This window comes from Microbacterium proteolyticum (assembly GCF_030818075.1).
Lineage (GTDB): Bacteria > Actinomycetota > Actinomycetes > Actinomycetales > Microbacteriaceae > Microbacterium > Microbacterium proteolyticum_A.
The window spans coordinates 91,680-103,727 of sequence record NZ_JAUSZZ010000001.1 but is presented as its reverse complement, the minus strand read 5'-3'; the positions used below and the strand labels follow the sequence as shown (position 1 = coordinate 103,727).

The following is a 12,048-nucleotide window of genomic DNA, read 5'->3' as shown; positions in this document are numbered from 1 at the left end:
GTCGCGCGGTGGATCACACGTGAGCCCGACACGTCACGAATCGCAAGATGAGCGAGGTGTCGGGGGAGACACGACCGCTGTCACCGTGCAGCACCTGGGTGGGACCGAGAGGAACCCCCCCCAGCCAATCAAGGAGAGAACGTGCCAACCATTCAGCAGTTGGTTCGCAAGGGCCGCTCGCCGAAGGTCTCGAAGACCAAGGCTCCCGCGCTGAAGTCGAACCCCCAGCAGGCCGGCGTGTGCACCCGTGTGTACACCACGACCCCCAAGAAGCCGAACTCGGCCATGCGCAAGGTCGCTCGCGTGAAGCTGCGCAACGGGACCGAGGTCACCGCCTACATCCCCGGTGAGGGCCACAACCTGCAGGAGCACTCGCTCGTGCTCGTGCGCGGTGGTCGTGTGAAGGACCTCCCCGGTGTCCGTTACAAGATCGTCCGCGGTGCGCTCGACACCCAGGCTGTCAAGAACCGTAAGCAGGCTCGCAGCCGCTACGGCGCGAAGAAGGGCTGAGAACCATGCCTCGTAAGGGTCCCGCCCCGAAGCGTCCCGTCGTCAACGACCCGGTGTACGGCGCTCCCGTCGTCACCCAGCTGGTCAACAAGATCCTCGTCGACGGCAAGAAGTCCATCGCCGAGTCGATCGTCTACGACGCCCTCAAGGGTGTCGAGGCGAAGAACAGCCAGGATGCCGTCGCCACGCTCAAGAAGGCGCTCGACAACGTCCGTCCCACCCTTGAGGTCAAGAGCCGCCGTGTCGGTGGCTCGACCTACCAGGTTCCCGTCGAGGTCAAGCCGCACCGCGCGAACACGCTCGCGCTGCGCTGGCTCGTCAGCTACGCCAAGGGCCGTCGTGAGAAGACGATGACCGAGCGTCTGCAGAACGAGATCCTCGACGCCTCGAACGGCCTCGGTGCCGCGGTCAAGCGCCGCGAGGACACCCACAAGATGGCCGAGTCGAACCGCGCCTTCGCGCACTACCGCTGGTAAAACCCGCGGAGGGTCCGTGGCCGCACCCCGGTCGCGGACCCTCCGATGGGCCCGGCATCAACCTCCCAACAGGTAAGGAAGACACCCGTGGCACAAGACGTGCTCACCGACCTTCACAAGGTCCGCAACATCGGCATCATGGCGCACATCGATGCCGGCAAGACCACGACGACCGAGCGCATCCTGTTCTACACGGGCGTCAACCACAAGATCGGTGAGACGCACGACGGTGCCGCGACCACCGACTGGATGGAGCAGGAGCAGGAGCGTGGCATCACGATCACCTCCGCCGCCGTCACCTGCTTCTGGGACAAGAACCAGATCAACATCATCGACACCCCCGGCCACGTCGACTTCACGGTCGAGGTCGAGCGCTCGCTCCGCGTGCTCGACGGTGCCGTCGCCGTCTTCGACGGCAAGGAGGGCGTCGAGCCCCAGTCCGAGACCGTGTGGCGTCAGGCCGACAAGTACGACGTCCCCCGCATCTGCTTCGTCAACAAGATGGACAAGCTGGGTGCCGACTTCTACTTCACGGTCGACACCATCGTCAACCGCCTCAAGGCCAAGCCGCTGGTCATCCAGCTGCCCATCGGCTCGGAGAACGACTTCGTGGGCGTCATCGACCTCGTCGAGATGCGCGCGCTGGTCTGGCCCGGTGACGCCAAGGGTGACGTGACCATGGGCGCGAAGTACGAGATCCAGGAGATCCCGGCCGACCTCGCCGACAAGGCCGCCGAGTACCGTCAGCAGCTGCTCGAGACCGTCGCCGAGTCCGACGACGCCCTCCTCGAGAAGTTCTTCGGCGGTGAGGAGCTCACGGTCGCCGAGATCAAGGGCGCCATCCGCAAGATGACGATCAACTCCGAGCTCTACCCCGTGCTGTGCGGTTCGGCGTTCAAGAACCGCGGCGTGCAGCCGATGCTCGACGCGGTCGTGGACTACCTCCCCTCGCCCCTGGACGTGCCGGCCATCGAGGCGCACGACCCCAAGGACGAAGAGGTCGTCATCGAGCGCCACGCCGACCGTGAGGAGCCCTTCGCGGCCCTGGCGTTCAAGATCGTGACGCACCCGTTCTTCGGTCGCCTCACCTACATCCGCGTGTACTCGGGTCACCTCGACTCCGGTGCCCAGGTCGTCAACGCGACCAAGGGCAAGAAGGAGCGCATCGGAAAGATCTTCCAGATGCACGCCAACAAGGAGATGCCGGTCGACTCGGTCACCGCCGGTCACATCTACGCCGTCATCGGTCTGAAGGACACCACCACCGGTGACACCCTCTGCGACCCGGCCAACCAGGTCGTGCTCGAGTCGATGACCTTCCCGGAGCCGGTCATCGAGGTCGCCATCGAGCCCAAGACCAAGGCCGACCAGGAGAAGCTGGGTGTCGCCATCCAGAAGCTCGCCGAAGAAGACCCGACGTTCCGCGTCGAGCAGAACGCCGAGACCGGTCAGACCGTCATCAAGGGCATGGGCGAGCTCCACCTCGACATCCTGGTCGACCGCATGAAGCGCGAGTTCAAGGTCGAGGCCAACGTCGGAAAGCCCCAGGTGGCCTACCGCGAGACCATCCGCAAGTCGGTCGAGCGTCACGACTACACCCACAAGAAGCAGACCGGTGGTTCGGGTCAGTTCGCGAAGATCCAGTTCGCGATCGAGCCCCTCGAGGTCACGGCCGACAAGACCTACGAGTTCGAGAACAAGGTCACCGGTGGTCGTATCCCGCGCGAGTACATCTCGCCGACCGACCAGGGCTTCCAGGACGCCATGAACGTCGGCGTGCTCGCCGGCTACCCCATGGTGGGCGTCAAGGCGATCCTCCTCGACGGTGCCTCGCACGACGTCGACTCCTCGGAGATGGCGTTCAAGATCGCCGGCTCCATGGGCTTCAAGGAGGCCGTCCGCAAGGCCAACCCCACCATCCTCGAGCCGATCATGGCCGTCGAGGTGCGTACTCCCGAGGAGTACATGGGCGACGTCATCGGCGACCTGAACTCCCGTCGTGGCCAGATCCAGTCGATGGAGGACGCCGCCGGCGTCAAGGTCGTCCGCGCGAACGTCCCGCTGTCCGAGATGTTCGGCTACATCGGCGACCTGCGCTCGAAGACCTCGGGCCGCGCCGTCTACTCCATGGAGTTCGACAGCTACGCCGACGTCCCGAAGGCCGTGGCCGACGAGATCATCCAGAAGAACAAGGGCGAGTAACACCGCTCTCGTGGATGCCGGGCGCCCGGCTTCTGCCCGGGTTCCCGGCATCCACTCAAACTGAACATCGACTCTCTAGTAATCTGAGAACCATCCCTGCGAAGAACCGGTCGCAATCCAGCGCCCGGAACCTCGCAACCAACGTCCTGAGGAGGACCCAGTGGCTAAGGCCAAGTTCGAGCGGACCAAGCCGCACGTGAACATCGGAACGATCGGTCACGTCGACCACGGCAAGACCACGCTCACCGCTGCCATCTCGAAGGTGCTCGCCGACAAGTTCCCGTCGGCCACCAACGTTCAGCGTGACTTCGCGTCGATCGACTCGGCGCCGGAAGAGCGTCAGCGTGGTATCACGATCAACATCTCGCACGTCGAGTACGAGACCCCCAAGCGTCACTACGCTCACGTCGACGCGCCCGGCCACGCCGACTACATCAAGAACATGATCACCGGTGCCGCGCAGATGGACGGCGCGATCCTCGTGGTCGCCGCGACCGACGGCCCGATGGCCCAGACCCGTGAGCACGTCCTGCTCGCCAAGCAGGTCGGCGTGCCCTACCTGCTCGTCGCCCTGAACAAGAGCGACATGGTCGACGACGAGGAGATCCTGGAGCTCGTCGAGCTCGAGGTCCGCGAGCTGCTGTCGTCGCAGGACTTCGACGGCGACAACGCCCCCGTCGTGCGCGTCTCGGGCCTGAAGGCTCTCGAGGGTGACGAGCAGTGGGTCAACTCGATCGTCGAGCTCATGGAGGCCGTCGACGAGTCCATCCCCGACCCGGTGCGTGACAAGGACAAGCCGTTCCTCATGCCCATCGAGGACGTCTTCACCATCACCGGTCGTGGCACGGTCGTCACGGGCCGCGCCGAGCGCGGTACCCTCGGCATCAACTCCGAGGTCGAGATCGTCGGCATCCGCCCGACGCAGAAGACCACGGTCACCGGTATCGAGATGTTCCACAAGCAGCTCGACGAGGCCTGGGCCGGCGAGAACTGTGGTCTGCTCCTGCGCGGCACCAAGCGTGACGACGTCGAGCGCGGCCAGGTCGTCGTGAAGCCCGGTTCGGTCACCCCGCACACCAACTTCGAGGGCACGGCGTACATCCTGTCCAAGGAAGAGGGCGGCCGTCACAACCCGTTCTTCACGAACTACCGCCCGCAGTTCTACTTCCGCACCACGGACGTGACCGGCGTCATCACGCTGCCCGAGGGCACCGAGATGGTCATGCCCGGTGACACCACCGAGATGTCGGTCGAGCTCATCCAGCCCATCGCCATGGAAGAGGGCCTCGGCTACGCGATCCGTGAGGGTGGCCGCACCGTCGGCGCCGGCACGGTGACCAAGATCATCAAGTAAGTCTCTTCGACTTCACTCGGCAAAGGCCGGGCCTTCGGGCCCGGCCTTCGTCGTTCCCGGGGTGGATGCCGGGGCTTCCGCCGGCGGCGGCGCGCCACCATGATGTTCCGGGAGGCCGGCACGGTGGTCGGCCCGGTGAGGAGACGTAATGAGCGGCGTGGACGACATCATCGCGAAGGGCAAGAAGCTCCTCGACGACAACCGCGACAAGATCGAGGAGGCGCTCAAGAGCGAGAAGGCCGAAGAGGTCAGCGACAAGGTGCTCGATGGGGCGTCCGAGGCCATCAAGAAGGTCGTACCGGCCGAGCATCACGCCAAGGTCGACGAGGTCCGGGCGAACATCGACAAGAACCTCGGCAACTCCTGAATCGCTTCGACGCGACGGCGCCGTTCCCGATGGGGGCGGCGCCGTCGCGTTCCGCCGGGGCGGCGTTGCTGAAGAATCTCTGCACGCGACACGCCCGGGTTTGCGACACGCCCGACGGGTACGTAGACTAGACCAGTTCCACATTCCGGCGTGCGCTCGGCGCGCGCCAGGATCACTGTCACGGCAGTGCACAGGCGGCGCGCGAGCGCAGGGTCCTGGGCCGCGGGCAGCAGAACACACACCGAACCCCCTCATCCCTCACGGGATTCGCACGCGTGCGTGCGAGGGGCGGGCCGGACGCCATGGCTTCCGGTTTGACAGCTGAACAGCGGTGCAGCATCTCTCGCGCGAGCGAGGGGAAGTGCCAGGGTGCATCAGCACCACCGTGCGTCCAATGCCCCAGGTCGGGTAAGACGCGAGAAAGAGAGAGAGCAGACAATGGCGGGACAGAAGATCCGCATTCGCCTGAAGTCGTACGATCACGCCGGCCTCGATTCGTCGGCGCGCAAGATCGTCGACACCGTGACCCGTGCCGGCGCCACCGTTGTGGGCCCGGTTCCCCTGCCGACCGAGAAGAACGTCGTGTGCGTCATCCGGTCGCCCCACAAGTACAAGGACAGCCGCGAGCACTTCGAGATGCGCACCCACAAGCGCCTCATCGACATCATCGACCCGACGCCCAAGGCCGTCGACTCGCTGATGCGTCTCGACCTCCCGGCCGATGTCAACATCGAGATCAAGCTCTGAGGTTCGACATGGCTGACATCAACTCCAAGATCTCCAAGGGCCTCCTCGGCACCAAGCTCGGCATGACCCAGGTGTGGGACGAGAACGGCAAGCTCGTTCCCGTCACCGTCATCGAGGTCGCCCCGAACGTCGTGACCCAGCTCCGCTCGGTCGAGAAGGACGGCTACAACGCCGTGCAGATCGGCTACGGCCAGATCGACCCGCGCAAGGTGAACAAGCCCCTCACGGCCCACTTCGACGCCGCAGGCGTGACCCCGCGCCGCCACCTCACCGAGGTGCGCACGGCGGACGCCGCCGACTACTCGCTGGGCCAGGAGCTCACCGTCGACGGCCTGTTCGAGGCCGGCCAGCTGGTCGACGTCGTCGGCACCAGCAAGGGCAAGGGCACCGCCGGTGTCATGAAGCGCCACAACTTCAAGGGCGTCTCGGCATCGCACGGTGCGCACCGCAACCACCGGAAGCCCGGCTCGATCGGCGCCTCGTCGACCCCCAGCCGCGTCTTCAAGGGCATGCGCATGGCCGGCCGTATGGGTGGCGAGCGCGTGACCGTCCTCAACCTCACGGTGCACGCCGTCGACGCCGAGAAGGGTCTGATGCTCGTCAAGGGCGCCGTCCCCGGTGCTCGTGGCCGCATCGTCTACGTCCGCAACGCAGTGAAGGGTGCCTGATCATGGCTGACTCGACTCTCGCGCTCGACGTCGTGAAGGCCGACGGCAACAAGGCCGGCTCCGTGGAGCTGCCCGCCGCCCTCTTCGACGTCAAGACGAACATCCCCCTCATCCACCAGGTCGTCGTGGCGCAGCGCGCCGCGGCTCGCCAGGGCACGCACTCGACCAAGCGTCGTGGCGAGGTCTCCGGTGCCGGCCGCAAGCCCTTCAAGCAGAAGGGCACGGGTAACGCCCGTCAGGGTTCGATCCGCGCGCCGCACATGACCGGTGGTGGCATCGTCCACGGCCCGAAGCCCCGTGACTACGGCCAGCGCACCCCCAAGAAGATGATCGCCGCCGCCCTGCTGGGTGCGCTGAGCGACCGTGCTCGTGGACAGCGTCTGCACATCGTCGACAGCTTCGGCATCGAGGGCGCTCCCTCGACCAAGGCCGCGGCGACCGCGCTGACCGCCCTGGGTGCCGTCAAGAACGTCCTCGTGGTCATCGACCGCGATGACGAGCTGACCATCAAGAGCGTGCGCAACCTCGCGTACGTCCACGTGCTGACCTTCGGCCAGCTGAACGCCTACGACGTGCTCGTCTCCGACGACATCGTCTTCACCAAGGCCGCCTACGACGCATTCGTCGCGTCGAAGAGCGCTGCCACCGAGGAGGTCTCGGCATGACCGCCGTCAACAAGGACCCGCGCGACATCATCCTGAAGCCGGTCGTCTCCGAGAAGAGCTATTCGCTCATCGACGAGGGCAAGTACACCTTCCTGGTGGACCCCCGCTCGTCGAAGACCGAGATCAAGCTCGCCATCGAGAAGATCTTCGGCGTCAAGGTGGCCTCGGTCAACACGATCAACCGCGTGGGCAAGGCCCGTCGCACCCGCTTCGGCATCGGCAAGCGCAAGGACACCAAGCGCGCCATCGTCTCGCTGAAGTCGGGCACCATCGACATCTTCACGTCTGTCGGCTGACGGTCGGGATAGAGGACAAGAACAATGGCTATTCGCAAGTACAAGCCCACGACGCCCGGTCGCCGCGGCTCGTCGGTGGCCGACTTCGCCGAGATCACCCGATCGACGCCCGAGAAGTCGCTGCTGCGCCCGCTGTCGAAGACCGGTGGCCGCAACAACCAGGGCCGCATCACCACGCGTCACATCGGTGGTGGCCACAAGCGTCAGTACCGTCTGATCGACTTCCGTCGTAACGACAAGGACGGCATCGACGCCAAGGTCGCGCACATCGAGTACGACCCCAACCGCACCGCGCGCATCGCGCTGCTGCACTACGCCGACGGCGAGAAGCGCTACATCCTGGCCCCGGCCAAGCTGTCGCAGGGCGACGTCGTCGAGTCCGGCGCCGGTGCCGACATCAAGCCCGGCAACAACCTGCCGCTGCGCAACATCCCCACCGGTACCGTGATCCACGCGATCGAGCTGCGTCCCGGCGGCGGTGCGAAGATGGCCCGTTCGGCCGGCGCCTCGGTGCGTCTGGTCGCCAAGGACGGTCCCTACGCGCAGCTGCGTCTGCCCTCGGGCGAGATCCGCAACGTCGACGTGCGCTGCCGCGCGACGATCGGCGAGGTCGGCAACGCCGAGCAGTCGAACATCAACTGGGGCAAGGCCGGCCGCATGCGCTGGAAGGGCGTCCGCCCGACCGTGCGTGGTGTCGCCATGAACCCGGTCGACCACCCGCACGGTGGTGGTGAGGGTAAGACCTCCGGTGGTCGCCACCCTGTTTCGCCGTGGGGCAAGGCCGAGGGCCGCACCCGCCACGCGAACAAGGAGAGCGACAAGCTCATCGTCCGCCGTCGCACCGCCGGCAAGAAGCGCAAGTAGGAGTAGAGGAAGATGCCTCGCAGCCTTAAGAAGGGCCCCTTCGTCGACGAGCACCTGCTTCGCAAGGTCGTCTCGCAGAACGAAGCCGGTTCGAAGAACGTCATCAAGACCTGGTCGCGCCGTTCGATGATCATCCCCGCCATGCTGGGACACACCATCGCCGTGCACGACGGTCGCAAGCACATCCCTGTGTTCGTGACCGAGACCATGGTCGGCCACAAGCTGGGCGAGTTCTCGCCCACCCGCACCTTCCGCGGCCACGTGAAGGACGACAAGAAGGGCCGTCGCCGCTAAGGCGACCGAGGAGGAGAGAGAAATGGTGGAGTCCATCGCACGTGTGCGACACATCCGCGTGACCCCTCAGAAGGCTCGTCGTGTCGTCGCGCTCATCAAGGGCAAGCAGGCCGAAGAGGCCCTCGCCATCCTGAAGTTCGCGCCCCAGGGCGCGAGCGAGCCGATCTACAAGCTCGTCGCCTCGGCCATCGCGAACGCTCGCGTGACCGCCGACAAGACGAACGAATACCTGGATGACGCCGACCTGTACGTGAAGAACGCGTACGTCGACGAGGGCACGACGCTCAAGCGTTTCCAGCCCCGCGCTCAGGGTCGCGCCTTCCAGATCAAGAAGCGCACGAGCCACATCACGGTCGTGCTCGCGACGCCCGAGACCGCTGAGGCGGCCCCGGCTCGCGCCAACAAGAAGGCGAGCAAGTAATGGGACAGAAGGTCAACCCGTACGGCTTCCGCCTCGGCATCACCACCGACCACGTGTCGCGGTGGTTCTCGGACTCGACGAAGCCCGGTCAGCGTTACGCCGACTACCTCGCCGAGGACATCAAGATCCGTCGCCTGCTGACCACGTCGCTCGACCGCGCCGGTGTCAGCAACATCGAGATCGAGCGCACGCGTGACCGCGTCCGCGTCGACATCCACACCGCCCGTCCGGGCATCGTGATCGGTCGCCGCGGCGCCGAGGCCGAGCGCATCCGCGCCGACCTCGAGAAGCTCACCGGCAAGCAGATCCAGCTGAACATCCTCGAGGTCAAGAACCCCGAGGCCGACGCTCAGCTGGTCGCGCAGGGTGTGGCCGAGCAGCTGTCGGCCCGCGTGGCGTTCCGTCGCGCGATGCGCAAGGGTCTGCAGGGCGCGCAGCGCGCCGGCGCCAAGGGTGTCCGCATCCAGGTGTCCGGTCGTCTCGGCGGCGCCGAGATGAGCCGCTCCGAGTTCTACCGCGAAGGCCGTGTGCCCCTGCACACGCTCCGCGCGAACATCGACTACGGCTTCTACGAGGCCAAGACGACCTTCGGCCGCATCGGCGTGAAGGTCTGGATCTACAAGGGCGACCTCACCAACAAGGAGCTCGCCCGCGAGCAGGCCAACGCGCCCAAGTCGCGCGGTCGTGACGACCGTGGTGGCGACCGTCGCCGTGGCCCGCGCAACGAGGCCCCCGTGGCAGAAGGAGCGTCGGCGTAATGCTCATCCCCCGCAAGGTCAAGTACCGCAAGCAGCACCACCCCGGTCGCTCGGGCCAGGCCACCGGCGGCACCCAGGTGTCGTTCGGTGAGTTCGGCATCCAGGCTCTGACCCCCGCCTACGTGACCAACCGTCAGATCGAGTCCGCTCGTATCGCGATGACCCGTCACATCAAGCGTGGTGGAAAGGTGTGGATCAACATCTACCCCGACCGTCCGCTCACCAAGAAGCCGGCCGAAACCCGCATGGGTTCCGGTAAGGGTTCCCCCGAGTGGTGGGTTGCCAACGTCAAGCCGGGTCGCGTCCTCTTCGAGGTCGCCGGTGTCAACGAGGAACTCGCTCGTGAAGCACTGACCCGAGCCATCCACAAGCTGCCGCTGAAGGCACGCATCATCAAGCGCGAGGAGGGCGACGCGTAATGGCGATCGGCACCAAGCAGCTCGCCCCGAGCGAGCTCGACACGTTCGAAGACCAGCGCCTCGTGGAGGAGCTGCGCAAGGCCAAGGAAGAGCTGTTCAACCTGCGCTTCCAGTCGGCCACCGGCCAGCTCGAGAGCCACGGCCGCATCCGTGCAGTCAAGCGCGACATCGCGCGTCTGTACACGGTGATCCGTGAGCGCGAGCTCGGCATCCGCGCCACCCCGGCTCCGGTCGAGGCTCCGGCGAAGGCGAAGAAGAGCAAGGCGAAGAAGGCGGATGCCGCTGACGACGCCGCGAAGGAAGAGGCGGAGTAATGGCTACCGCGAAGAAGGCCGAGGCGCAGGTCGCCGGCCACGAGCACGCCGAGCACGACGTCCGTGACGAGAACGCCCGCGGTTACCGCAAGGCGCGTCGTGGTTACGTCGTCAGCGACAAGATGGACAAGACGATCGTCGTCGAGGTCGAGGACCGCGTGAAGCACCCGCTCTACGGCAAGGTCATCCGCCGCACCTCCAAGGTCAAGGCGCACGACGAGACCAACTCGGCGGGCATCGGCGACCTCGTCGTCATCAACGAGACCCGTCCGCTGAGCGCCACCAAGCGCTGGCGCCTGGTCGAGATCCTCGAGAAGGCCAAGTAAGCCTCGCGGCTCGCTTGGAACCCAAGGAGTAAACAGTGATTCAGAACGAATCCCGGCTGAAGGTCGCCGACAACACCGGCGCCAAGGAGCTGCTCACCATCCGCGTGCTCGGCGGCTCCAACCGCCGCTACGCCGGCCTGGGCGACGTCATCGTCGCCACGGTCAAGGACGCGATCCCGGGTGGAAACGTCAAGAAGGGCGACGTGGTCAAGGCCGTCGTCGTCCGTGTCGTCAAGCAGACCCGTCGTCCCGACGGCTCGTACATCAAGTTCGACGAGAACGCCGCCGTGATCCTGAAGAACGACGGGGAGCCCCGCGGCACCCGTATCTTCGGACCGGTCGGCCGTGAGCTTCGCGACAAGAAGTTCATGAAGATCGTCTCGCTCGCCCCGGAGGTCATCTGATCATGGCGAAAATCAAGAAGGGTGACCTGGTCCAGGTCATCTCGGGCAAGAAGCAGGACAAGGGCGGCGATCGCGGCAAGCAGGGTAAGGTCCTCGAGGTCCTCACCGAGCAGAACCGCGTCATCGTCGAGGGCGTCAACTACGTCACCAAGCACAACCGCGTGGGCCAGTCCCAGCGCGGCACCAAGACCGGCGGCATCGAGACGTTCGAAGCCCCGATCCACATCTCGAACGTCGCGATCGTCGACCCCTCGACCAAGAAGCCGACCCGCGTCGGCCACCGTGTCGAGGAGCAGGTGAAGGACGGCGTCAAGCGCACCGTCCGCGTGCGCTTCGCGAAGAAGAGCGGCAAGGACCTCTGAACATGAGCACCGACACTGCCGCGGTGGCTGGCAAGATCCAGCCCCGCCTGAAGCAGAAGTACAACACCGAGATCAAGAAGGCCCTGCAGGAGGAGTTCGGCTACGCGAACGTCATGCAGATCCCCGGCCTGGTCAAGGTCGTCGTGAACACCGGTGTCGGCGAGGCGGCTCGCGACAGCAAGGTGATCGATGGCGCGGTCGACGACCTCACCAAGATCACGGGCCAGAAGCCCATCGTCACGAAGGCCCGCAAGTCCATCGCGCAGTTCAAGCTGCGCGAGGGCCAGGCCATCGGCGCGCACGTCACCCTGCGTGGCGACCGCGCGTGGGAGTTCGTGGACCGTCTCGTCAACCTCGCTCTGCCCCGCATCCGCGACTTCCGCGGTCTGTCGGCCAAGCAGTTCGACGGCAACGGCAACTACACCTTCGGTCTCCAGGAGCAGTCCGTGTTCCACGAGATCGACCAGGACCGCATCGACCGCGTGCGTGGTTTCGACATCACCATCGTCACCACCGCCAAGACCGACGACGAGGGTCGCTCGCTGCTCCGCCAGCTCGGCTTCCCCTTCCAGTCGGCCGACGCGCAGGCCTGACCCCTCGG

19 protein-coding genes are annotated in these 12,048 nt (G+C 65.8%); all 19 read left to right on the top strand.

Going from position 1 to position 12,048, the window contains the following annotated elements:
- Positions 1-141 precede the first annotated feature (141 nt).
- Positions 142-510 (top strand): 30S ribosomal protein S12, encoded by a 369-nt coding sequence (gene rpsL, locus QE392_RS00595; RefSeq protein ID WP_013584051.1) that lies wholly within the window; start codon positions 142-144, stop codon positions 508-510.
- A 5-nt stretch (positions 511-515) separates the two neighbouring features.
- Positions 516-986, top strand: a complete 471-nt coding sequence (gene rpsG, locus QE392_RS00590) for a 30S ribosomal protein S7 (protein ID WP_013584050.1) — start codon at positions 516-518, stop codon at positions 984-986.
- A gap of 87 nt (positions 987-1,073) precedes the next feature.
- On the top strand, positions 1,074-3,188 hold the full coding sequence (fusA, locus tag QE392_RS00585) for an elongation factor G (protein ID WP_307333110.1): 2,115 nt from the start codon (positions 1,074-1,076) through the stop codon (positions 3,186-3,188).
- A gap of 160 nt (positions 3,189-3,348) precedes the next feature.
- On the top strand, positions 3,349-4,542 hold the full coding sequence (gene tuf / locus QE392_RS00580) for an elongation factor Tu (protein ID WP_307446371.1): 1,194 nt from the start codon (positions 3,349-3,351) through the stop codon (positions 4,540-4,542).
- 148 nt (positions 4,543-4,690) lie between these two features.
- Entirely contained in the window at positions 4,691-4,909 is a 219-nt protein-coding gene (locus tag QE392_RS00575) for a hypothetical protein (RefSeq protein ID WP_307446368.1), read from the top strand.
- 438 nt (positions 4,910-5,347) lie between these two features.
- Entirely contained in the window at positions 5,348-5,656 is a 309-nt protein-coding gene (rpsJ, locus tag QE392_RS00570) for a 30S ribosomal protein S10 (RefSeq protein WP_013584016.1), read from the top strand.
- An 8-nt stretch (positions 5,657-5,664) separates the two neighbouring features.
- The gene (gene rplC / locus QE392_RS00565; protein WP_307446365.1) at positions 5,665-6,324 is read left to right on the top strand and encodes a 50S ribosomal protein L3; all 660 of its coding nucleotides are present in this window, start codon (positions 5,665-5,667) and stop codon (positions 6,322-6,324) included.
- A 2-nt stretch (positions 6,325-6,326) separates the two neighbouring features.
- On the top strand, positions 6,327-6,989 hold the full coding sequence (rplD, locus tag QE392_RS00560; RefSeq protein WP_307446362.1) for a 50S ribosomal protein L4: 663 nt from the start codon (positions 6,327-6,329) through the stop codon (positions 6,987-6,989).
- A complete protein-coding gene (rplW, locus tag QE392_RS00555) occupies positions 6,986-7,285 on the top strand; it encodes a 50S ribosomal protein L23 (RefSeq protein WP_144829723.1) in 300 nt (99 codons plus the stop codon). The genes rplD and rplW overlap by 4 nt, the downstream gene beginning before the upstream one ends.
- 24 nt (positions 7,286-7,309) lie before the next feature.
- Entirely contained in the window at positions 7,310-8,149 is an 840-nt protein-coding gene (gene rplB, locus QE392_RS00550; RefSeq protein WP_013584012.1) for a 50S ribosomal protein L2, read from the top strand.
- 12 nt (positions 8,150-8,161) lie between these two features.
- Positions 8,162-8,443, top strand: a complete 282-nt coding sequence (gene rpsS, locus QE392_RS00545) for a 30S ribosomal protein S19 (RefSeq protein WP_013584011.1) — start codon at positions 8,162-8,164, stop codon at positions 8,441-8,443.
- 22 nt (positions 8,444-8,465) lie between these two features.
- Positions 8,466-8,864 carry a 50S ribosomal protein L22 gene (gene rplV, locus QE392_RS00540; RefSeq protein ID WP_013584010.1) on the top strand — a complete coding sequence of 133 codons (399 nt, stop codon included), beginning with the start codon at positions 8,466-8,468 and terminating at the stop codon, positions 8,862-8,864.
- Positions 8,864-9,622 (top strand): 30S ribosomal protein S3, encoded by a 759-nt coding sequence (rpsC, locus tag QE392_RS00535; RefSeq protein WP_058230882.1) that lies wholly within the window; start codon positions 8,864-8,866, stop codon positions 9,620-9,622. Before rplV ends, rpsC begins: the two co-directional genes overlap by 1 nt.
- Positions 9,622-10,041: a 50S ribosomal protein L16 gene (gene rplP, locus QE392_RS00530; RefSeq protein ID WP_077049577.1), complete on the top strand. Its 420-nt coding sequence runs from the start codon at positions 9,622-9,624 to the stop codon at positions 10,039-10,041. Before rpsC ends, rplP begins: the two co-directional genes overlap by 1 nt.
- Positions 10,041-10,355 (top strand): 50S ribosomal protein L29, encoded by a 315-nt coding sequence (gene rpmC / locus QE392_RS00525; protein ID WP_058623969.1) that lies wholly within the window; start codon positions 10,041-10,043, stop codon positions 10,353-10,355. The genes rplP and rpmC overlap by 1 nt, the downstream gene beginning before the upstream one ends.
- Positions 10,355-10,681 (top strand): 30S ribosomal protein S17, encoded by a 327-nt coding sequence (rpsQ, locus tag QE392_RS00520; protein ID WP_058596244.1) that lies wholly within the window; start codon positions 10,355-10,357, stop codon positions 10,679-10,681. Before rpmC ends, rpsQ begins: the two co-directional genes overlap by 1 nt.
- A 35-nt stretch (positions 10,682-10,716) precedes the next feature.
- Positions 10,717-11,085 carry a 50S ribosomal protein L14 gene (gene rplN, locus QE392_RS00515; RefSeq protein WP_013584005.1) on the top strand — a complete coding sequence of 123 codons (369 nt, stop codon included), beginning with the start codon at positions 10,717-10,719 and terminating at the stop codon, positions 11,083-11,085.
- A gap of 2 nt (positions 11,086-11,087) precedes the next feature.
- Entirely contained in the window at positions 11,088-11,447 is a 360-nt protein-coding gene (gene rplX, locus QE392_RS00510; RefSeq protein ID WP_077049576.1) for a 50S ribosomal protein L24, read from the top strand.
- Positions 11,448-11,449: 2 nt separating this feature from the next.
- Entirely contained in the window at positions 11,450-12,040 is a 591-nt protein-coding gene (rplE, locus tag QE392_RS00505; RefSeq protein ID WP_307333097.1) for a 50S ribosomal protein L5, read from the top strand.
- The last annotated feature ends 8 nt before the right edge of the window (positions 12,041-12,048 follow it).

Bases quoted from the DNA above. Each gene is read 5' to 3' on its own strand.
- rpsG (WP_013584050.1), top strand. From the start codon at position 516: ATGCCTCGTAAGGGTCCCGCCCCGAAGCGTCCCGTCGTCAACGACCCG.
- QE392_RS00575 (WP_307446368.1), top strand. From the start codon at position 4,691: ATGAGCGGCGTGGACGACATCATCGCGAAGGGCAAGAAGCTCCTCGAC.
- rpsJ (WP_013584016.1), top strand. From the start codon at position 5,348: ATGGCGGGACAGAAGATCCGCATTCGCCTGAAGTCGTACGATCACGCC.
- rplC (WP_307446365.1), top strand. From the start codon at position 5,665: ATGGCTGACATCAACTCCAAGATCTCCAAGGGCCTCCTCGGCACCAAG.
- rplD (WP_307446362.1), top strand. From the start codon at position 6,327: ATGGCTGACTCGACTCTCGCGCTCGACGTCGTGAAGGCCGACGGCAAC.
- rplW (WP_144829723.1), top strand. From the start codon at position 6,986: ATGACCGCCGTCAACAAGGACCCGCGCGACATCATCCTGAAGCCGGTC.
- rplB (WP_013584012.1), top strand. From the start codon at position 7,310: ATGGCTATTCGCAAGTACAAGCCCACGACGCCCGGTCGCCGCGGCTCG.
- rpsS (WP_013584011.1), top strand. From the start codon at position 8,162: ATGCCTCGCAGCCTTAAGAAGGGCCCCTTCGTCGACGAGCACCTGCTT.
- rplV (WP_013584010.1), top strand. From the start codon at position 8,466: ATGGTGGAGTCCATCGCACGTGTGCGACACATCCGCGTGACCCCTCAG.
- rpsC (WP_058230882.1), top strand. From the start codon at position 8,864: ATGGGACAGAAGGTCAACCCGTACGGCTTCCGCCTCGGCATCACCACC.
- rplP (WP_077049577.1), top strand. From the start codon at position 9,622: ATGCTCATCCCCCGCAAGGTCAAGTACCGCAAGCAGCACCACCCCGGT.
- rpmC (WP_058623969.1), top strand. From the start codon at position 10,041: ATGGCGATCGGCACCAAGCAGCTCGCCCCGAGCGAGCTCGACACGTTC.
- rpsQ (WP_058596244.1), top strand. From the start codon at position 10,355: ATGGCTACCGCGAAGAAGGCCGAGGCGCAGGTCGCCGGCCACGAGCAC.
- rplX (WP_077049576.1), top strand. From the start codon at position 11,088: ATGGCGAAAATCAAGAAGGGTGACCTGGTCCAGGTCATCTCGGGCAAG.
- rplE (WP_307333097.1), top strand. From the start codon at position 11,450: ATGAGCACCGACACTGCCGCGGTGGCTGGCAAGATCCAGCCCCGCCTG.